Origin of the sequence: Mycolicibacterium neoaurum ATCC 25795 (assembly GCF_000691525.1) — a bacterium.
Taxonomy (GTDB): Bacteria; Actinomycetota; Actinomycetes; order Mycobacteriales; family Mycobacteriaceae; genus Mycobacterium; species Mycobacterium neoaurum.
Genome location: NZ_JMDW01000003.1, coordinates 218132 through 237020 on the forward strand (window position 1 = coordinate 218132; position 18889 = coordinate 237020).

The 18889-nt window shown below is 66.5% G+C and carries 18 protein-coding genes; 13 read left to right on the forward strand and 5 right to left on the reverse strand.

Translation table 11 applies throughout. From position 1 onward, the window contains the following. Positions 1 to 12 precede the first annotated feature (12 nt). From pdxH to IC40_RS0102965, 6 genes are all read left to right on the forward strand, one after another. Positions 13 to 672 (forward strand): pyridoxamine 5'-phosphate oxidase, encoded by a 660-nt coding sequence (gene pdxH / locus IC40_RS0102940; protein WP_036469224.1) that lies wholly within the window; start codon positions 13 to 15, stop codon positions 670 to 672. A 73-nt stretch (positions 673 to 745) separates the two neighbouring features. Then, positions 746 to 1477: a TetR/AcrR family transcriptional regulator gene (locus tag IC40_RS0102945; protein ID WP_036469226.1), complete on the forward strand. Its 732-nt coding sequence runs from the start codon at positions 746 to 748 to the stop codon at positions 1475 to 1477. Next, a complete protein-coding gene (locus tag IC40_RS0102950) occupies positions 1470 to 2156 on the forward strand; it encodes a TetR/AcrR family transcriptional regulator (RefSeq protein ID WP_051644255.1) in 687 nt (228 codons plus the stop codon). Before IC40_RS0102945 ends, IC40_RS0102950 begins: the two co-directional genes overlap by 8 nt. Before the next feature lie 56 nt (positions 2157 to 2212). Further along, positions 2213 to 3514 (forward strand): citrate synthase, encoded by a 1302-nt coding sequence (locus IC40_RS0102955; RefSeq protein ID WP_019510287.1) that lies wholly within the window; start codon positions 2213 to 2215, stop codon positions 3512 to 3514. Between the two features lie 123 nt (positions 3515 to 3637). Next, entirely contained in the window at positions 3638 to 5083 is a 1446-nt protein-coding gene (locus tag IC40_RS0102960; RefSeq protein WP_030133273.1) for an MFS transporter, read from the forward strand. After that, positions 5076 to 5489, forward strand: a complete 414-nt coding sequence (locus IC40_RS0102965) for a MarR family winged helix-turn-helix transcriptional regulator (RefSeq protein ID WP_030133274.1) — start codon at positions 5076 to 5078, stop codon at positions 5487 to 5489. Before IC40_RS0102960 ends, IC40_RS0102965 begins: the two co-directional genes overlap by 8 nt. Here IC40_RS0102965 and IC40_RS0102970 read toward each other — a convergent pair. Next, positions 5486 to 7048: a phytoene desaturase family protein gene (locus tag IC40_RS0102970; protein ID WP_030133275.1), complete on the reverse strand. Its 1563-nt coding sequence runs from the start codon at positions 7046 to 7048 to the stop codon at positions 5486 to 5488. The two genes, IC40_RS0102965 and IC40_RS0102970, sit on opposite strands and share 4 nt — an antisense overlap. A 38-nt stretch (positions 7049 to 7086) precedes the next feature. On the opposite strand from IC40_RS0102970, the gene IC40_RS0102975 reads away from it, so the two are divergent. Genes IC40_RS0102975 through arfB form a run of 3 tightly spaced genes read left to right on the forward strand, consistent with a single transcriptional unit; the run spans position 7087 to position 8170 of the window. Beyond that, positions 7087 to 7449: an FKBP-type peptidyl-prolyl cis-trans isomerase gene (locus tag IC40_RS0102975; protein ID WP_019510291.1), complete on the forward strand. Its 363-nt coding sequence runs from the start codon at positions 7087 to 7089 to the stop codon at positions 7447 to 7449. A gap of 10 nt (positions 7450 to 7459) precedes the next feature. After that, positions 7460 to 8035 carry a channel-forming protein ArfA/OmpATb gene (gene arfA / locus IC40_RS0102980; RefSeq protein ID WP_030133276.1) on the forward strand — a complete coding sequence of 192 codons (576 nt, stop codon included), beginning with the start codon at positions 7460 to 7462 and terminating at the stop codon, positions 8033 to 8035. 12 nt (positions 8036 to 8047) lie between these two features. After that, a complete protein-coding gene (gene arfB, locus IC40_RS28430) occupies positions 8048 to 8170 on the forward strand; it encodes a channel accessory protein ArfB (protein WP_267880950.1) in 123 nt (40 codons plus the stop codon). A 90-nt stretch (positions 8171 to 8260) separates the two neighbouring features. On the opposite strand, the gene IC40_RS0102995 is transcribed toward arfB, so the two are convergent. Together IC40_RS0102995 and prrA are read right to left on the reverse strand one after the other, a co-directional pair. Next, positions 8261 to 9619, reverse strand: coding sequence for a sensor histidine kinase (locus tag IC40_RS0102995; RefSeq protein WP_042509864.1), 1359 nt, complete (start codon positions 9617 to 9619; stop codon positions 8261 to 8263). Between the two features lie 3 nt (positions 9620 to 9622). Further along, a complete protein-coding gene (gene prrA, locus IC40_RS0103000; protein ID WP_019510295.1) occupies positions 9623 to 10327 on the reverse strand; it encodes a two-component system response regulator PrrA in 705 nt (234 codons plus the stop codon). Positions 10328 to 10504: 177 nt separating this feature from the next. Here prrA and IC40_RS0103005 point away from each other — a divergent pair, with 177 nt between their 5' ends. Further along, a complete protein-coding gene (locus IC40_RS0103005) occupies positions 10505 to 12304 on the forward strand; it encodes an ABC transporter ATP-binding protein (RefSeq protein ID WP_030133278.1) in 1800 nt (599 codons plus the stop codon). Further along, the gene (locus IC40_RS0103010; RefSeq protein WP_030133279.1) at positions 12301 to 14124 is read left to right on the forward strand and encodes an ABC transporter ATP-binding protein; all 1824 of its coding nucleotides are present in this window, start codon (positions 12301 to 12303) and stop codon (positions 14122 to 14124) included. The genes IC40_RS0103005 and IC40_RS0103010 overlap by 4 nt, the downstream gene beginning before the upstream one ends. On the opposite strand, the gene IC40_RS0103015 is transcribed toward IC40_RS0103010, so the two are convergent. Next, positions 14121 to 15491 carry an alpha/beta hydrolase family protein gene (locus IC40_RS0103015; protein ID WP_042509866.1) on the reverse strand — a complete coding sequence of 457 codons (1371 nt, stop codon included), beginning with the start codon at positions 15489 to 15491 and terminating at the stop codon, positions 14121 to 14123. The two genes, IC40_RS0103010 and IC40_RS0103015, sit on opposite strands and share 4 nt — an antisense overlap. A gap of 126 nt (positions 15492 to 15617) precedes the next feature. On the opposite strand from IC40_RS0103015, the gene IC40_RS26750 reads away from it, so the two are divergent. Beyond that, complete coding sequence (locus tag IC40_RS26750) at positions 15618 to 16280, forward strand: TetR/AcrR family transcriptional regulator (protein WP_138158181.1); 663 nt, start codon at positions 15618 to 15620, stop codon at positions 16278 to 16280. A gap of 20 nt (positions 16281 to 16300) precedes the next feature. On the opposite strand, the gene IC40_RS0103025 is transcribed toward IC40_RS26750, so the two are convergent. Further along, on the reverse strand, positions 16301 to 17116 hold the full coding sequence (locus IC40_RS0103025) for a helix-turn-helix transcriptional regulator (RefSeq protein ID WP_110783409.1): 816 nt from the start codon (positions 17114 to 17116) through the stop codon (positions 16301 to 16303). Positions 17117 to 17174: 58 nt separating this feature from the next. Here IC40_RS0103025 and IC40_RS0103030 point away from each other — a divergent pair, with 58 nt between their 5' ends. After that, on the forward strand, positions 17175 to 18878 hold the full coding sequence (locus IC40_RS0103030) for an AMP-binding protein (protein ID WP_030133283.1): 1704 nt from the start codon (positions 17175 to 17177) through the stop codon (positions 18876 to 18878). The last annotated feature ends 11 nt before the right edge of the window (positions 18879 to 18889 follow it).

Here is an 18889-nt window from a genome sequence, read left to right on the forward strand (position 1 = left end):
ACCGTCTTGCAAATGGAACCCGAGGAACTGGCCCGGATGCGCGCCGAGTACGGATCGGTGGAGAAGGACGGCAGTGCCGACCTCGACGCCGACTGGCTGGCAGACGGTTGGCTGGCGCTGTTCGACAGGTGGCTTTCCGATGCGCGTACCGCAGGGCTGACCGAACCCAACGCCATGGTCGTGGGCACCGTCGACGCGCAGGGGCGGCCGGCCACCAGGACCGTCTTGTGCAAGGGGGCGACAGAAGCCGGGATCACGTTCTTCACCAACTACGACTCCGACAAGGGTGAGCAGCTGGCAATACAGCCGTATGCCTCGGCGACCTTCCCCTGGTACGGACTCGGTCGGCAGGTGCACATCCGCGGCCCGGTCGAGAAAGTGTCCGCCGCCGACACGGCCGACTATTGGGCCAAGCGGCCGCGCGGATCTCAGCTCGGGGCGTGGGCGTCGCGCCAATCGCACCCGATCGCGTCGCGGGCCGTCCTGCTCGACCAACTCGTCGACGTCACGGCGCGTTTCGCCGAAACGGAAGCGGTTCCGGTGCCTCCGAACTGGGGTGGTTATCTGATCGCGCCCGAGGTGGTCGAGTTCTGGCAGGGCCGGGAAAACCGGGTGCATAACAGGATTCGGGTCACCGATGCCGGGGCGCGCATCGCGCGGCTACAGCCCTAGCGGTCGTGTCCGCGTGGCGAAGCCCACCGGAAACCTACCGTGCAGTCTCAGTCGCACGGGTTACCATCCTCGGGTGGCTGCGGCGAACAGGCAAACCGATCTCGGTTTGCGCGAACGGAAGAAGCAGCGGACCCGCACGACGTTGATCGACGCCGCGCTGCAGCTGTGCCTGCGCCAGGGATACGAGACGACCACCGTCGACCAGATCGCCGCGCTGGCCGAGGTGTCCCCGCGGACCTACAGTCGATATTTTGCCACGAAAGAAGCGGTCTTCCTGACCCTGCTCGAGGAGTTGTCCGAGGAGATCGCGCTGGAACTGCGTCGACTTCCACGGGGTATCGGACCCCTGGAAGCATTGCGGGCCGCACATGTTTCGGTGCTGACGCGCACCGCCGCCGGCGGAGTCGGCCGACTGACCAGCGAGCGTGTCGTGCTGATCCTGCGGATCATCAACAGCGCAGATGCGCTGCGTCAGAGTGCATTCGATTTCCGTAACGACAGCGTCGTCGCCGCGTTGTCCGACCAGATGGGTGTGCCTGCCGACGACCAGCGGATGCTGCTCGGCCTTTCGCTGTTCTCGGCGATCATCATCGCGGCCTGCGGTGATCTCGTCGCCGACGACGACGGGACGGCGCTGGGTCCACTGGTGATGGCCGATCGCCTGAACCGCGCGTGCCGGCATGTCGCCGGGTTCGCCGGGGAACTGTTCAGCACCGATAACGCTCCGGCGGACCTGTCCGGTCCGGTGGCGCCCATCGTGACCGCTCCGGTCCTGACCGAAACCGATCTACCCACGAATGTCTGATCAGCCGGAGGGGCTGCGGGCGCGCAAGAAATTGCGTACTCGGGCCACTTTGATCTCCAGCGCGGCCGAGCTGTGCCAGCGACACGGATACGACAACACCACGGTCGAACAGATCGCCGCGGCGGCCGAGGTCTCCCCGCGTACGTTCAGCCGTTACTTCCCGACCAAGGACGCCGTGGTGATCGCGATCGTCGAGGACACCGCCGCCTATGTCGCGGCGGAGTTGTCGGCGCTGCCCCACGGCATCACCGAGTACGAAGCGATGCTGCGGGCGCATCTGGTTGCCCTGCAGCCCGGGCCGGGCGGTGAGCAGACGCCGATCTTCAAGCGGATGGCTGCTCTGATCCAGATCGTGAACTCGTCGGCGAGTCTGAACGTGACCGCGATTCCGTACCGGGAACAGAAGGATCGATTTCCCACGGTGCGCGCCGTCGCTCAGCGGATGGGGGTGTCGACCGACCACGATGCGGTCTACCTGGTGCTGGAGACCTGGACTGTGGTGATGAACACAGCGTGTCACGGTCTCGGCACGCCCGGGTACCCACCGATCGAGCCTGAGATCGTCGCCACCCGTATCCAAGCTGCCTATGACCTGCTGGTCCGCACGTGGCGACCTTGGGGTCCGGAGGTGCCGTCGACCGAGGTACCCGAGGATGAACCCCGCGCAGGCGCGACGTAACGTAAGCGACTACCGTCCAGTAGTGACGCGCAGCCCAGACCACAGAAGGGGTTCAAGTGGCCGAAAACTCCAGCCCTGACGAGACGGCAACCCTGTCGTATCCGGGCGGTCAGATCGACCTCGACATCGTCAAGGCCACGGAGGGCTCCGACGGAATCGCCCTCGGGCCGCTGCTCTCCAAGACCGGCTACACCACGTTCGATGGTGGGTTCGTCAACACCTCTGCCACCAAGAGCGCTATCACCTACATCGATGGCGACGCCGGCATTCTGCGCTACCGCGGCTACCCGATCGAGCAGCTGGCCGAGCAGTCGACCTTCATCGAGGTCAGCTACCTGCTGATCTATGGAGAGCTGCCGACCGCCGAGCAGCTGGAGTCGTTCACCAACCAGATCCAGCGGCACACCCTGCTGCACGAGGACCTGAAGCGGTTCTTCGACGGATTCCCGCGCAACGCCCACCCGATGCCGGTGTTGAGCTCGGCGGTCAACGCCTTGAGCGCCTACTACCAGGACTCGCTGGATCCGCTGGACCGCAAGCAGGTCGAGCTGTCGACGATCCGCCTGCTGGCCAAGCTGCCGACGATCGCCGCCTACGCCTACAAGAAGTCCGAGGGGCAGCCCTTCCTGTACCCGGACAACTCGCTGACCCTGGTCGAGAACTTCCTGCGGATGACCTTCGGTTTCCCGGCCGAACCCTATGAGGTCGATCCCGAGATCGTCCGCGCCCTGGACATGCTGCTGATCCTGCATGCCGATCACGAGCAGAACTGCTCGACCTCCACGGTGCGGCTGGTGGGTTCCTCGCAGGCCAACCTGTTCACCTCGATCTCCGGTGGCATCAACGCGCTGTGGGGTCCGCTGCATGGTGGCGCCAACCAGGCTGTCCTGGAGATGCTGACCAAGATCCGCGACGGCGGCGACGATGTGGCGACCTTCGTCAAGAAGGTCAAGAACCGCGAGGACGGCGTGAAGCTGATGGGCTTCGGTCACCGCGTCTACAAGAACTACGATCCGCGGGCCCGCATCGTCAAGGAGCAGGCCGACAAGATCCTCGGCAAGCTCGGCGTGGAGGATCCGCTGCTCGACATCGCCAAGCAGCTCGAGGAGATCGCGCTCACCGACGACTTCTTCGTGGAGCGCAAGCTCTACCCGAACGTCGACTATTACACCGGCGTGATCTACCGGGCGATGGGCTTCCCGACCCGCATGTTCACCGTGCTGTTCGCCCTCGGCCGGCTGCCTGGCTGGATCGCGCACTGGCAGGAGATGCACTCCGAGCCTTCGAAGATCGGCCGCCCGCGCCAGATCTACACCGGCTACACCGAACGCGACTACGTCGACCTCGGCGCTCGCTGACGCGGTCTTCCGCCACGCCCCCGCCTTTCGAAGGGGTTCGGGTTGACGGTGGGACGGTTGTAGTTTCACAATAGTTGTGTGAATACAACTGTCCCCGGTCTGGGTCGCGATGCAGTGGCGGGCATGACGCCGGCGCGGAAACGCATCATTCTGGCGTCCTGCTGCCTGAGTCTGCTGATCGTGTCGATGGACGCCACCATCGTCAACGTCGCGATCCCGTCGATCCGCGCCGATCTCGGGGCGACGGCCTCCCAGCTGCAGTGGGTGATCGACATCTACACCCTGGTGCTGGCCTCGTTGCTGATGCTCTCGGGGGCGATGGGGGACCGCTTCGGGCGGCGCCGGGTGTTCCAGATCGGGCTCACCGTCTTCGCCGTCGGTTCGTTGTTGTGCAGTCTGGCCCCCGGTATCGACGCGCTGATCGCCGCGCGCTTCCTGCAGGCCATCGGTGGTTCGATGCTCAATCCGGTTGCGTTGTCCATAATCTCGCAGGTGTTCACCGGGCCGGTCGAGCGGGCCAGGGCCATCGGCGTCTGGGGAGCCGTCGTCGGCATCGCGATGGCGCTCGGTCCCACCGTCGGCGGTCTGCTCATCCATCTGATCAGCTGGCGCGCGGTGTTCTGGATCAACCTGCCGATCTGTCTGGCCGCCATCGTCTTGACTGCCCTGTTCGTGCCGGAGACGAAGTCCGCGACCATGCGCAATGTCGATCCGGTCGGCCAGATTCTGGCCGTGCTGTTCCTGTTCGGGACGGTCTTCGCGCTCATCGAGGGGCCGGCGCTGGGCTGGGACAATTACCGCGTGATCGGTGCCGCCGCGGTGGCGCTGGTGGCCTTCGCGACATTCCTGCGTTTCGAATCCCGGCGCGCGGACCCGTTCATCGATCTGCGCTTCTTCCGTAGCGTGCCGTTCGCCTCGGCGACGGTGATCGCCATTTGTGCCTTCGCATCCTGGGGCGCGTTGCTGTTCATGATGTCGCTGTATCTCCAGGGTGCGCGCGGTTTCTCGGCCGTACAGACCGGACTGATCTATCTGCCCATCGCGGTCGGAGCGTTGATCTTCTCGCCGCTGTCGGGACGCATGGTCGGGCGGTATGGGGCCCGGCCGTCACTGGTGATCTCGGGATTGATGATCGCGGTGGCCTCGACCGTGCTGGTGCTGCTGCCGGAGAACGCCGCGGTGTGGACGCTGATGCTGGTCTTCGCGGTGTTCGGTATCGGTTTCTCGATGGTCAACGCACCCATCACCAACGCAGCCGTCAGCGGGATGCCGCTGGACCGGGCGGGTGCCGCGTCCGCGGTCACCAGCACCAGCCGACAGATCGGCGTGAGTATCGGTGTGGCGCTGTGCGGTTCGATCGCCGGTGCAGCGCTGGCGGCGGCCGGATCGCCCCACGGTGCGGCGGCCGTGAATTTCGCCGACGCCGCCCGTCCGCTCTGGTCGACGTGTGTGGTGCTCGGTATCGTCATCGCCGGGCTCGGCGTGGTGTCGACCTCGTCGCGGGCGATGGAGTCGGCACGCCGGTTGGCGCCGCTCATCGAGGGGCCGAAGGTGCGCGCCGATGTCTGACCTCGCCGATGACGTGTGGCGGTTGATGTCCGCGGTCGTCATCAACAACCAGGACACCTGGAAACGCGCCGTCGTCGAACGAACGGGACTGCCGTTCAGTCGGATCCGCATCATCAGCCGGCTGGCCGACCGCGCGCTGTCGGTCAAGGAGATCGCCGACGCGGCCACCATCGACGCGCCGGCGGCCACCGTCGCGGTCAACGATCTCACCAAACGCGGTTTGGTGATCCGGGAAACCGATCCCGACAACAGGCGCTGCAAGAAGGTGTCGCTCACCGAGGCCGGCCGTGAGCTGGTGGCCGCCATCGACAGCGTCGACAATCCCGCTCCCGATATGATGCGCTCTCTCAGTGAAGCGGATCTGGCAGCGCTACAGGAGATTCTGCGAAAGACCGCGCGCGGCTAGCTCTCCAGCACCGCCATCGCGGCGTTGTGTCCGCCGATACCGGACACCGCGCCACCACGGCGAGTTCCCGAGCCGCACAACATGATCGCCCCGTGGGCGGTGGACACACCCCAGCGTTTCGCGGGGGTGTCCAGTTCTTCGGTGTCCTCGGCGAACGGCCAGCTCAGGGCCCCGTGGAAGATATTGCCCGCGGTCATACCCAACGCCTGCTCCAGATCGTCGGTCGTCTTAGCCTCGACACACGGTCGGCCATCCCGGTCCCGCATCACGACATCTTGAATCGGTTCGGCCAGCACGGTGTTCAACGAATGCAGGGTGGCCGCGGTCAGCCGGAGTCGGGCGGTGTCGGGATCCAACCCGTCCAACAGGTGATGCGGGGTGTGCAGACCGAACACGGTCAGGGTGTGCGCACCCGACCGGCGCAACGGTTCGGAAAGGATGCTCGGGTCGGTGAGCGAATGGCAGTAGATCTCACACGGCAGCGGCTCGGGCAAAGCGCCGGACGCCGCCGCCGTGTACGCCGAATCGAGCTGATGCAGCGTCTCGTTGATATGAAAGGTGCCCCCGAACGCCTGTTCCGGTGTCACGCCGGGGTCGCGCAGGCGCGGTAACCGGGTGAGCATCAGGTTCACCTTGATCTGCGCACCGGGAGCCACCGGGGGCTCGGGTTCACCGAGCAGCCGGGCAAGTGTCGCGGGCGTCACACCGGCCAGCACATGGCGACCCCGCACGAGGTTGTCGACTTCGCCTGTGCGGTAACGCACCTCGCCATCCGGGCTGATCGCGTACACGTCAGCGCCGGTCACGATCTCGGCGCCGAAACCGCATGCAGCCGCCGTCAGTGCACCGCTTACCGCTCCCATGCCGCCGACGGGCACCTCCCAGTCGCCGGTGCCACCGCCCAGCAGGTGGTACAGAAAGCAGATGTTCTGGATCAGCGAGGGATCGTCGGTGGCGGCGAACGTCCCGATCAACGCATCGGTGGCCAGCACACCGCGGACCAGGTCGCTGCTCACCGCCGCCCTTATGGTGTGGCCGATCGGCTCTTCGATGAGTGCTTGCCAGGCCGCCGCGGCCGCCGGATCACCGCTTGTCAGCACGCGGTCGCGTGCCGCCGCGCGGGTCGTCAGCGGAGAAAGCAGGGTGGGCCACAAGGCCGTCGTGACCAGTCGCACGCGGCGGTAGAACTCGGCGAACCGGGCCTCGTCGGCGCCGGCACCGACCGCGCCGAACGTGCTGTCGCGTCCGATGAGCAGGCCGGTCGCCCCGCCGGTCGCGGGGTCGGGTGTGTAGGACGACTGGCGGCGACGCACCAGTCGGAGCCGGGCACCCAGGTCGTCGATGATGCGCCGCGGCAGCAGGCTCACCAGATACGAGTACCGCGACAGACGGGCATCGACACCGTCGAAGGCGTGCGCGGAGACCGCCGCACCGCCGACGTGGTCCAACCGTTCGAGCACTCTGACGCGCCGGCCCGCGCGGGCCAGGTACCCGGCGGCGACCAATGCGTTGTGCCCGCCGCCGACGATGACGACGTCCAGATCGGTGTCCGCGTCCAAGGCCACAAAGTCAGTCTGCCCGACTACGGTTGTAAATCGTGGCAACGAAACCTGAGATTGAATTTCCCGATGGCCCGGCGCCCACCGAGCTGACCATCGAAGACATCATCGTCGGTGACGGCGCCGAAGCGGTGCCCGGGGGCAACGTCGAGGTGCACTACGTCGGCGTCGAATACGACAGCGGCGAGGAGTTCGACAGTTCGTGGAACCGTGGTGAATCCATCGAGTTCCCGTTGCGCGGACTGATTCAGGGCTGGCAGGACGGTATTCCGGGGATGAAGGTCGGCGGCCGCCGCAAGCTCACCATCCCGCCGGAGCAGGCCTACGGTCCCGCGGGCGGAGGTCACCGGCTGTCCGGCAAGACGCTCATCTTCGTCATCGATCTGCTCGGCGCCCGCTGAGCGACAGTCGATGGTCACCTCCCACCGGCGCCCGGCGGCGCGTTACTACCGGCGCGCGCCGGGCGTCGGTTGGTTGGCGGCGTTGATCGTGGTGCCGCTGGGCCTGGGGTTGATCGGTTGGGCGGGCTCACCGCAACGCCAGGCACTGCCCGACCTTCCCGTCATCGCCACCACCGCCACGGACACCGACACGGCCCGGCCGGACGCGATGGTGGCGCCGTTCTCGTTGCGGCGCAAAGGCAATGACGTCGTCTTGTCCGGTCAGCTGCCCGACCCGGCCTCGGTGGCGTTTGCCGTGGACAAGGTGCGCAACAATCTTCCCGGCACCACCGTGCTCGACCTGCTGACCCCCATCGACGGCGTCACGGCAGCCGACCTCACCCGATTCGACGGTGTGCTCAAGGCCGGTGCGCCGCTGTCGGACTTCGGATTCAGTATCGAGGGCGCCAACATCACGCTGTCCGGCACGGCGCAGTCCGATATCGCGAAAACACGCTTGGAACAGGCCGTCGGCGCAGCCTGGCCGGACCTCAAGGTCGTCGACGATATCGCGGTGCTCTCGACGGCACCGCCGGTGCCGGGATAGTCAGGGGCGGTCATGGATTTCCTGATGCAGTGGTTCGGTTACCTGCTGGCTTTCGCGCTCGGATCGGCGCTGACCTGGACGGTGCTGGTGCTGGCGGTCAAGCCGCACCCGCGGGAGAACGAGGATCGATCGTGAACACCGGCCTGCTGCTCGTGTCCTTCATCGCCGGCGTGGTGTGCACGCTCGCATTCAGCCTGCGCCGGTTGCCCTAGCTGCCGGCATGCCCTAATGCGGCGCGGGCAACCGCAACAACAACCGGGTCCCACCCAGCGGGCTTGCTTCCAGCGAGGCGGTCCCTCCGTGCAATTCGGCCTGCTGGGCCACCAGCGCCAGCCCCAGCCCGGATCCCGAGGCCGATGCCGTCGAACCGCGGGAGAACCGTTCGAACACCTTGGTGCGTTCCTCCTCGGGGACGCCGCAGCCGTCGTCGTCGACCGCGATCTCCACACCCTCGCGTGAGCTGACCGCCGACAGTTGGACCCTGGTGGCATCACCGTGCTTGACCGCGTTGGCGATCGCGTTGTCGACGGCCAACCGCAGCCCGGCCGCCAACCCGAGGATCAGCACCGTGGGCGCGGGCACCAGTGAGACGTCGAGCTCGGGATAGACCCGCATCGCGTCATGGGCGGCGCGGTCGAGCAGATCGGTCAGGTCGACCGGAGCGTGGTCGTCGGAGGTGGCCAACTGACCCTGGGCCAGTCGTTCCAGGGCCGAGAGGGTCGCCTCGATCCGCGACTGCGTGCGGATGACATCGCCGAGCACCTCCGCGCGTTGGTCATCGGGCATGTCGAGGGTGGCCAGCACCTCAAGGTTGGTGCGCATCGCGGTCAACGGCGTGCGCAGTTCGTGGGAGGCGACGGCGGCGAAGTCACGCGCCGACTCCAGCGCTGCCTTGGTGCGCTGCTGTTCGTCGCCGATGCGAGCGAGCATGCCCTCGACGGCCTCGCCGATCTCACTGGCTTCCCACACCCCGCGCACGTTCACCTCGTCCGGGTTGGACTGGGCGTTGATGGCGCGGGCCTGCTGGGCCAGTCGCCGGAACGGGGTGATCATGATTGCCGAGATGATCCACCCGACCACCATGGTGCCGCCGATGACACCGCCGCTGATGAGCAGCACCCGGCGGTGCTGGTTGTCGATCTGACGCTCGGTGTCGGTCAGTGTCGAACCCAGGGCAATCGATGCCTGGCCCGCGGTGAAGGTGCGGACCCGGTACTGCACACCGTTGATGGTGGTGGTCTGGAAACCGTCGGGGAACTCCGGCAGCACCACATCGGAGGGCACCGACACCGTCGCACCGCCGATGCGCGCGGTGCGCACCAGGTCGGGGTCGACCACCGGGGCGTCGCCGTCGTTCTTCATCGCGTCGGAGAGCAGCGTGCTGACATCGCCGAGGCTGCTGATCGAGTCGAGGCGCCGGTCGAGCTGGCTGTACTGCTCGTTGGTGACGCCGATCCACACCCAGGTCCCGATGATGATGACCGTGGTGACGACGCCGAGCGCCGCGGCCAACACGATCGTGCGCAGCGACACGATGCGCTTCGGCAGCCCGAGCGCACGGTAGAGCCGGTCGTACAGGTCCACGGGCTATTGCGTCCGCAGCACGAAGCCCACACCGCGCACGGTGTGCAGCAGTCGCGGTGCGCCGCCGGCCTCCAGCTTGCGGCGCAGGTAACCGATGAACACATCGACGACGTTGGTGTCGGCGGCGAAGTCGTACCCCCAGACCAGCTCGAGGAGTTGGGCGCGGGAGAGCACCGCGGTCTTGTGTTCGGCCAGCACCGCAAGCAGGTCGAACTCCCGCTTTGTCAGGTCGACGTCGGCGCCGTTCACCCTGGCGCGACGCCCGGGGATATCGACCTCCAGGGGGCCGACCGAGATGGTCTCCGATGAGAACGTCGCCGTCGACCCGCGGCGGCGCAGCAGCGCCTTGACCCGCGCGACCAACTCCTGCAGGACGAAGGGTTTCACCAGATAGTCGTCGGCGCCGGCCTCCAGACCGGCGACCCGGTCGTCGACGCTGGTGCGCGCGGAGAGCACACACACCGGGACGTCGTTGTCCATGGCACGCAGGGCGGTCACCACGCTGACACCGTCGAGCACCGGCATGTTGATGTCCAGAACGATCGCGTCCGGGCGGGTCTCGGTCGCGCTGCGCAGGGCCTCGGCGCCGTCGACGGCGGTGGAGACCTCGAAGCCGGACAGCCGCAGACCGCGTTCCAGTGATGCGAGGACGTCGGGATCGTCGTCGACGACGAGGACCCGAGGCGAGGTCGAGGAACCACTTTCCATGGCGCCAATACTGCCCCAAACGGCCCGGTGGCTGGGGGATGCTGGCCGGTCGGCGCTGCGCGGAAACAGTTTGACCTCATCCATTGTTCAGGTTTTACGGTGGGTACACAGCGTTAATCGGGTTGTCGGACCCATGCCGTAGAACTCAAGATGGTCGGGGGGAGGAGGTGATGGCGTATGTCGAATGCGCGTGACGGGCTGGTGTCGGCACCGGCCATCGCCGCACCGCCGCGACGCATCCGTTCTTCCTCGGACATCCTGCGGTTGCTGCCCTACCTGAAGCCCTACCGGGTCCGCTGGATCGCGATGGTGATCGCGGCCTTCGTCAGCCTCGGTGCGACCGTCTCGGTACCGCTGCTCACCAAGGCCGTCATCGACGGGCCGGTGCGGCAGAAGGATTCGGCCGGGCTGTGGACGCTGGGGTTGGCGGCGATGGCGCTGCTGGTCACTGAGGCCGTGCTGTGGTTCGTCCGGCGTTGGCTGGTGGCCCGCGCGACGATGGGCGTCGAGGCCGATATCCGCAAGGACCTTTATGCGCGGTTACAGGTGCTGCCGATGTCTTTCCACGGCAACTGGCAGTCCGGTCAGCTGCTCTCCCGCGTGATGAACGACCTGTCGGCGATCCGGCAGTTCCTGTCCTTCGGGCTGCTGTTCCTGATGCTCAACATCGTCCAGATCATCGTGGTGACCACGATCTTGTTGACGATGTACTGGCCGCTGGGTGTGGTGGTGATGGTCGCGATCGTGCCCATCACGCTCACGATCCTGCATTTCCAGCGCCAGTTCACCATGCTGTCGCGGCAGTCCCAGGACCAGGCGGGCAACGTGGCCACCCATGTCGAGGAGTCCGCGCTGGGGTTGCGGGTCATCAAATCTTTCGGCCGCGAGCAGCACGCCTACCGCGGTTTCGACGATCGCGCGACCAGCCTGTTCGAGACCGAGATCCGCAAGGTCGGGGTGTCGGCGAAGTTCTGGACGCTGCTGGAGGTCATCCCGAATATCACCCTGATCATCGTGCTGGGCTTCGGCGCCTATGCCGCCGGCCACGGACTGGTCACAATGGGCACGTTGGTGGCGTTCATCACCATGATGCTGTCGCTGGTGTGGCCGATTGCCTCGTTGGGTTTCCTGCTGTCCATGACCCAGGAGTCGATGACGGCGGCCAACCGTGTCGTCGAGATCTTCGACGAGCCGCGCACCATCACCGATGGGGCGGTGTCCGAGTTGCCCCGTGGCGGCCGGCTGGAACTGGTCGACGTGGGTTTCCGGTTCCCGGACTCGGAAGAATGGGCCCTCCAGCACGTGAATCTGACCGTCGAGCCAGGGGAGACCGTCGCGCTGGTCGGTGCGACCGGATCCGGGAAGTCGGTTCTGGCCTCGCTGTTGTCGCGGCTGCACGATGTCAGCGAGGGTGCCATCCTGGTCGACGGCACCGATATCCGGGATCTGTCGCTGCCTGCGCTGCGGCACACCGTGGCCACCGCGTTCGAGGATCCGACACTGTTCTCGATGTCGGTCGCCGAGAACCTGCGCCTCGGCAATCCGGACGCGACCGAGGAGGACCTGGCCCGCGGTATCGAGGTGGCGTCGGCCGGGTTCGTCTACGACCTGCCGTTCGGGCTCGACACCCGCATCGGTGAGCAGGGCATGAGCCTGTCCGGTGGCCAGCGGCAACGGCTTTCGCTGGCCCGCGCGATCATCGCCGAGCCGCGCATCCTGGTACTCGACGACACCCTGTCCGCCCTCGACGTGCACACCGAGGCCGAGGTCACCGAGGCGCTGGGCCGGGTGCTGCGTGATGTCACCGGCATCGTGGTGGCCCACCGCGCTTCGACGGTGCTGCTGGCCGACCGGGTCGCGCTGTTGGAGAACGGGACGGTCACCCGCGTCGGCACGCATGCCGAGTTGTTGGCCGACGCACCCGAATACCGGTACCTGTTGGCCGCCGACGACGAATTCGCCGGGGCCGAGCAATGACGGCGAACACGGATTGGCGCGGCCAGGCGGTCAGCGCCGATGACGAGAACCTGCCCATCGACGAGTCGGTATCGCGGCGACGCGAGGCCCGTTCGCTGCTGGGTTCCCTGCTGCGCCCCTATAAGGCGATGCTCGCGGTGCTGGCCATCGTGGTGGTGGTGGAGAACGCCGCTCGGCTGTCGGTGCCGCTGCTGGTGCAGCGCGGAATCGACCACGGCATCCCGCCGATCGTCGCCGGTGGCACCGCGCACGAACTCATCCTGATCCTGGCCGCGCTGTGCGGTGTGGTCGTGGTGCAGGCCACCAGCCGGATGTACTTCCTGCGCCGGTCCGGGCGGATCGGTCAGGAGATCCTGATCGAACTGCGGCGCAGGCTGTTCCGGCATTTCCAGCGCCTCGACGTGGCGTTCCACGACCGTTACACCTCCGGTCGGGTGGTGGCGCGGTCCACCAACGATGTCGACGCCATCCAGGACATGCTGGCCACCGGCTTCGACGGGCTGATCACCGCGGTGCTGACGATGTTCGGCACGGCCGTGCTGCTGGTGGTGCTGGACTGGCGGCTGGGTCTGGTCTGCCTCACGGCGTTCCCGATCCTGGTGCTGTTGACGTGGTGGTTCCGCAGCGAGTCGTCCAAGACATATCTGAAGGTGCGCGAGGCCGCCGCTCTGGTCATCGTGCAGTTCGTCGAGACCATGACCGGTATCAAGGCCGTGCAGGCCTACCGCCGCGAGCCGCGTAATCAGCAGATCTTCGAAGACGTTGCCGACCAGTACAAGTCCATCAACGAGCGGGCCTTCAAGCTGCTCGCGATCTTCATGCCCGCGGTGCGGCTGACGGGCAACCTCACCACCGGTGCGGTCCTGCTGTTCGGCGGGTACCTGGTGCTGCACGACGAGATGACGCTGGGCACGCTGACCGCGTTCCTGCTGTATCTGCGTATCTTCTTCGAGCCGATGCAGGAGATCTCGCAGTTCTTCAACACCTTCCAGTCCGCGTCGGCGGCGCTGGAGAAGATCGCCGGGGTACTCGCCCAGGACCCCGACATCCAGGATCCGGCGCACCCGGTGGCATTGTCGGACGTGAAGGGCCACATCGGCTTTCACGATGTGCAGTTCTCCTATGTGCCGGATCGGCCGGTGTTGCCGTCACTGACCTTGGACATCCCGGCCGGACAGACCGTCGCACTGGTCGGGACCACCGGGGCCGGCAAGACGACGATCGCCAAGCTGCTGGCGCGGTTCTACGACCCGGTCAGCGGCGCGGTGACCCTGGACGGGATCAACCTGCGTGACATCGCCCAGAGCGCGTTGCGCGAGCAGGTGGTGATGGTGACCCAGGAGAACTTCATGTTCGAGGGGACCATCGCCGACAACATCCGGTTCGGCAGGCCCACGGCCACCGACGCCGAGGTGCGCGCGGCCGCGGCGGCGGTCGGCGCCGACCGTTTCATCGACGGGTTGCCCGAGGGCTTCGGCACCGATGTCGCCAAGCGTGGCGGCCGACTGTCGGCGGGGCAGCGTCAGTTGATCGCGTTCGCCAGGGCGTTCCTGGCCGATCCGGCGGTGCTGATCCTGGACGAGGCGACGTCCTCACTGGACATTCCGAGTGAGCGGATGGTGCAGCGCGCCATGACCACGGTGCTGGCCGACCGCACCGCGGTGGTGATCGCACACCGGCTCTCCACGGTGCTCAGTGCCGACCGGGTGCTGGTGTTGGAGCACGGAGAGGTCGTCGAGGACGGACCGCCCAGCGAGTTGGTCGATGCTGGTGGTCATTTCGCCGGGTTGCACCGGGCGTGGGTGGAGTCGCTGGCCTAGGGGTTGCCGGGCTGGGGGCCGACGTCGGTGGTGAGCGTCGTGCGCAGCCAGTGCTGGGAGTGGTCGAGCCATTCGCGGTAGTGACGCATTGCGCAGTGATCATCGTCGGGGTAGAGCAGCAACGTCGCGTGCGGGGCAGCGTCGGCGATGTCGACGCTGTCCTGTGTGCTCAGCAGTGTGTCGCGGTCGCCGTTGATGACGAGAAGCGGGATCGTGATGTGCGAGTAGAGATCTTTGATCGACAGCGCCCGCAATGCCCGGAGAAGTTGAACCGGGTTCCTGGCGTCGAGGGTGTCGGCCAGCGCGTTGATGATCACACCGGGCATGCCGAGGCCGCCGTGGAACGAGCGATGGGTCGGCGCTCCGCAAGCGACGGCGCATGCCAGTCGGGTGTCGGTGGCGGCCATGCGCACTGACCAGTAGCCGCCGAAGCTCACCCCCACCATCGCCAACCGTCGGGGGTCCAACCGGGGGTCAGAGCTGAGCCGGTCGATGACGCGTCGGTAGATGACTTCAGAATGCGGCCCCATCGGATCGGTGTAGTCGTAGCTTCCGGGCATCTCCATCATGAAGGTCGCCAAGCCGGTATTCCGATAACGCAGTAGCCCGAATGCCAATTCGGCAACGGTTCCTTCCAGGCCGTTGGTCGTCAGGACCGCCGGGTACGGGCCCTCTCCTGTCGGCACGACGAGCCACCCGCGCACCGTGTCCTCGTCGGCGCAGGCTATGTCGTAACGCTCAACCCGCACTTCGATGGCCGGCGCGAGCGCCCGGATCAGGAGCTCGAACAGCCGCTGGGAGCGCCGGTAGGCCTCCATTCGGTGTGGGCTGTGGCCCGGAAACGCGCTCACCTGGTAGTAGGTGATGGCCTTCGTCAACGAGTCGATGACTCTGAACGCCTTGGCGATTCGCTCCCCGTCCCCGTTCTGCGGAGACGTGCCGACGATCCTGGCGATGTCGGTGCAGTGCGGCTGCGGGCCGTGGTCGGCGAACAATGCGGCGGCAGGGGTGATCAGGCTGGTCAGTGTCGCGACATCAGAATCGCTGAACGGCGCCGATCCGGTGAGTTCGGCCGGTCGCTGACCGGCGGACTGGGCGAGGTCGTGGATCAGGGCCTCGGATTCGGCGACATATTCCGCCGCGATCCGGTTCCAGTGGTCGCTCCACCGATCGTCCCGGAAGGAACGCACGGCGTCGATCTGGCCTTCGAACTCGGCGGGATCGAGACCGCCCATGTTCGCGTAACGGAGTACGAAAAGTTTCGGCAGGAACGGCTTTGCGCCGAAACGTCGGGTTGCCAGGTTGGTGGTTCCGCTGAGGGCACACGCGGTCACGAAAAGCCGCTGGGGTAGGCCGGTCCTGACCACGCTGCGATCCTCTCGAAGATTTCCGATTTCCGGAACACTTGTTCCGACTTTAGCAGGTGGCGTAGCGTGGACTCACGAATACGGCCTTCGACAGGTGGTGTGGAGATCGAGCAGGCGGAGCTACCCATGGCTGCAGGCCCAGCGGTCGGCGGCCGTCGTGCGGCCGGCAGACAGGACCGCAGGCGACGCTTGCTCGACAGTGCCGAAGAGCTTTTCGCCAACCGCGGTTACTTCGGTGTGAGCGTTCGGGAGATCACCGACCATGCGGGCACCCGACTGGCGGCTGTCAGCGAGGAATTCGAGGGCAAACACGAATTGTTCCGAGCCGTCGTCCTGCGCCGCATCCGGCCACTCAACGAGGATCGCCGTCAGCGTCTGGCGGCACGGCCCGCCGGCGGCCACCGCGTCGGGCGCCTGCGTGCGTTGGTCGAGGCGTTCGTCGAACCGATGCGGGAGCGTGCCGGCGATCCCGGCTGGGACAACTACTTTCGCCTGATTGCCCAGCAAGCCAATGCCGGACAGCCGATTCGCGTGCTCTTTGCCGATGATTTCAACGCGATTGCCGCCGAGTTCATCGCGGCACTGCGCACGATCTTCCCCGATGCCACAGAGGCGGCCATCTACGACGCCTATTTGCACATGGTGGCGGCTTCACTGCACACGTACTCCAACAACCTGCGCATGGTCAGTCTGAGTCGAGGTCGCATCCGCGGTGATGACGTCGACGAACGGCACCGCGCGTTGGTGGTGTTCGTCACCGGTGGTATCGCCGAGCTGGTCGGAGGCTGAAACGCCGGTACGCACGGTCCCTACGGAATCAGCCCGGCCCGGCGCGCCTTCGACACCGCCTCGTGCCGGGTCTTGGTCCCCAGCTTCCCCGCCGCACTGCGCAGATAGCTCTTCACGGTTTCGGTCTTGAGCGAAAGCCGTTCGGCGGCCTCGGCATTGGTGCAGCCCAACGCGATCTGGGCCAGCACGTCGATCTCCCGTGGGCTCAGATGGAACTCCGATGCCGCGGGTGCGGACAGTAGTTCGGCCAACCGGTGCAGTTCGGCGGCGGTATCGGTGTCGGCGCCGGCGGCCAGCGTGCGCAGTCCGGCATACACCTCGCGGATGGTCTCCGGATTCGCCGCGCCGGTCAGCCGCGCTTCCAGAAGTCGCATCCGGCGGTCCACCTCGTCGCGCACCCGCAGCTCGTGTGCCAGCCGACGTGCCGAGTCCACCATCAGGTCCGCGGCCAACCCGCCGAACGGTGCCCCCGAGCGGTACGCGCCGTACAGGATGGCCCGCGCAGATCCGTCGACCACGACGGGCACGGCGAGCACCGACCGGATGCCCTCGGTCAGCACCGGGGCGTCGTAATCGTGGGTGATCGATGCGGCGTTGCGGTAATCCGACACCGACAATGGCCGTCCGGCGACCATGGTCGCCCCGCCCAGCCCGGAATATGACCGCACCACCAGTCCGCGTAGCCCTGCGGTCCGGGTGCCGACGAACTCGCTCAACAACAGCGCGTCCTCGTGGACCTCACCGCCGAACAGCACCGGCACATCACCCTCGGCGGCGACCCGGCGGAGCGCGGCGCGCACGGCGTCGGTGTCGCGGGGACGCAACAGGGACGACACGGGTATCCCCTCTTCCGGGGGTAGCGGGCGGGTAAGTGTGACCTAGATCCTAGTCGCCATGAGCATCAACACCGAGCGTTATCGAGCCGCCCGCGACCAGTTGGTGGCCGTGATCAGCGATTACGACAAGGCGGTCGGCACCTTCGAGTGGCCGCATATCGAGGGCACCTTCAACTGGGCGATCGACTGGTTCGACGTCATCGCCCGCGACAACACGCGCCCGGCACTGTGGATCGTCGAGCAGGACGGCACCGAAACCAAGATCAGCTTCGCCGAGATGGCGCAGCGTTCCGATCGCGTCGCGACATGGCTCAAGAGCCTGGGCGTCGGCAAGGGGGACCGCGTCATCCTGATGCTCGGCAACCAGGTCGAACTGTGGGAGGCCATGCTCGCGGTCGCGAAACTCGGCGCGGTGATCATGCCGACCACCGCCGCGCTGGGCGCCGAGGACCTCGCCGATCGCATCACCCGCGGCGCGGCCCAGTACGTCATCGCCAACGCCGCCGATGCCGGCAAGTTCGATGCGGTGCCGGGGGAATACACGCGGATCAGCATCGGGCAGGTGGACGGCTGGCACTCCTACGCCGACGCCTACGCGGTGACCCCGCAGACCTTCGAGGCGGTGACCACGACGGGTGACCCGCTGCTCATCTACTTCACCTCCGGCACCACCAGCAAGCCCAAGCTGGTCGAGCACTCCCAGGTGTCCTACCCGGTGGGGCACATGTCGACGATGGCATGGATCGGCGTCACACCCGGTGACGTCCATCTGGCCATCAGCTCACCGGGGTGGGCCAAGCACGCTTGGAGCTGCTTCTTCGCGCCGTGGATCGCCGAGGCGACGATCTTCGTCTACAACTACAGCCGCTTCGATGCCGCCGAGTTGCTGCACCAGATCCGTCGGGCCGGCGTCAACACGTTCTGCGCGCCACCGACGGTATGGCGGATGCTCATCCAGGCCGATCTCGGGCCCAAGCCCGACGGCCTGCGCGAGATCCTCGGCGCCGGCGAGCCGCTGAACCCCGAAGTCATCAGCGCCGTCGAGCGGGCGTGGGGACTGACCATCCGGGACGGCTTCGGGCAGACCGAGACCACCCTGCAGATCGGCAACACCCCCGGCCAGCCGGTGAAACCCGGTTCGATGGGCCGCCCGATGCCCGGTGTGCCGGTGGTACTGGTCGATCCGCTGACCGGTGATCAGGCCGACGAGGGGGAGATCTGTCTGGATCTCGTTGCCAGACCGCTGAATCTGATGACCGGATACCTCGACGATCCGAAACGCAACGCGGCGGTGATGGCCGACAGCTACTACCACACCGGTGATGTGGCCAGCCGTGACGCCGACGGGTACATCACCTATATCGGGCGCACCGATGACGTCTTCAAATCCAGTGACTACAAGGTGTCGCCGTTCGAACTGGAAAGTGTGCTGATCGAGCATCCCGCGGTGGTGGAGGCCGCCATCGTCCCGCAGCCGCATGAGACCCGGCTGGCCGTACCGAAAGCCTATGTCGCACTGGCACAAGGGTGGCCGGCCGATGCCGAGACGGCCAAGGGCATCATGGAATACGCCCGTGACCATCTGGCGCCCTACCTGAAGGTGCGTCGCGTCGAGTTCTTCGAACTTCCCAAGACCATTTCCGGCAAGATCCGGCGCGTCGAACTGCGCAGGCGCGAGGATGAGGCGCACAGGTCGGGCAAGCAGATCGCGACCGAGCACCGTTACGAGGACCTCTTGGGCGAGCGAAACGATGGGAATTAGGCGGCCGGACA

Excerpts from the sequence above, each read along its gene's own strand:
- arfA (WP_030133276.1), top strand. The coding sequence starts at position 7,460 with ATGGTCACCTCCCACCGGCGCCCGGCGGCGCGTTACTACCGGCGCGCG.
- IC40_RS26750 (WP_138158181.1), top strand. The coding sequence starts at position 15,618 with ATGGCTGCAGGCCCAGCGGTCGGCGGCCGTCGTGCGGCCGGCAGACAG.
- IC40_RS0102960 (WP_030133273.1), top strand. The coding sequence starts at position 3,638 with ATGACGCCGGCGCGGAAACGCATCATTCTGGCGTCCTGCTGCCTGAGT.
- prrA (WP_019510295.1), bottom strand. The coding sequence starts at position 10,327 with ATGGAAAGTGGTTCCTCGACCTCGCCTCGGGTCCTCGTCGTCGACGAC.
- IC40_RS0102950 (WP_051644255.1), top strand. The coding sequence starts at position 1,470 with ATGTCTGATCAGCCGGAGGGGCTGCGGGCGCGCAAGAAATTGCGTACT.
- IC40_RS0103005 (WP_030133278.1), top strand. The coding sequence starts at position 10,505 with ATGTCGAATGCGCGTGACGGGCTGGTGTCGGCACCGGCCATCGCCGCA.
- IC40_RS0103010 (WP_030133279.1), top strand. The coding sequence starts at position 12,301 with ATGACGGCGAACACGGATTGGCGCGGCCAGGCGGTCAGCGCCGATGAC.
- arfB (WP_267880950.1), top strand. The coding sequence starts at position 8,048 with ATGGATTTCCTGATGCAGTGGTTCGGTTACCTGCTGGCTTTCGCGCTC.
- pdxH (WP_036469224.1), top strand. The coding sequence starts at position 13 with ATGGAACCCGAGGAACTGGCCCGGATGCGCGCCGAGTACGGATCGGTG.
- IC40_RS0102965 (WP_030133274.1), top strand. The coding sequence starts at position 5,076 with ATGTCTGACCTCGCCGATGACGTGTGGCGGTTGATGTCCGCGGTCGTC.
- IC40_RS0103030 (WP_030133283.1), top strand. The coding sequence starts at position 17,175 with ATGAGCATCAACACCGAGCGTTATCGAGCCGCCCGCGACCAGTTGGTG.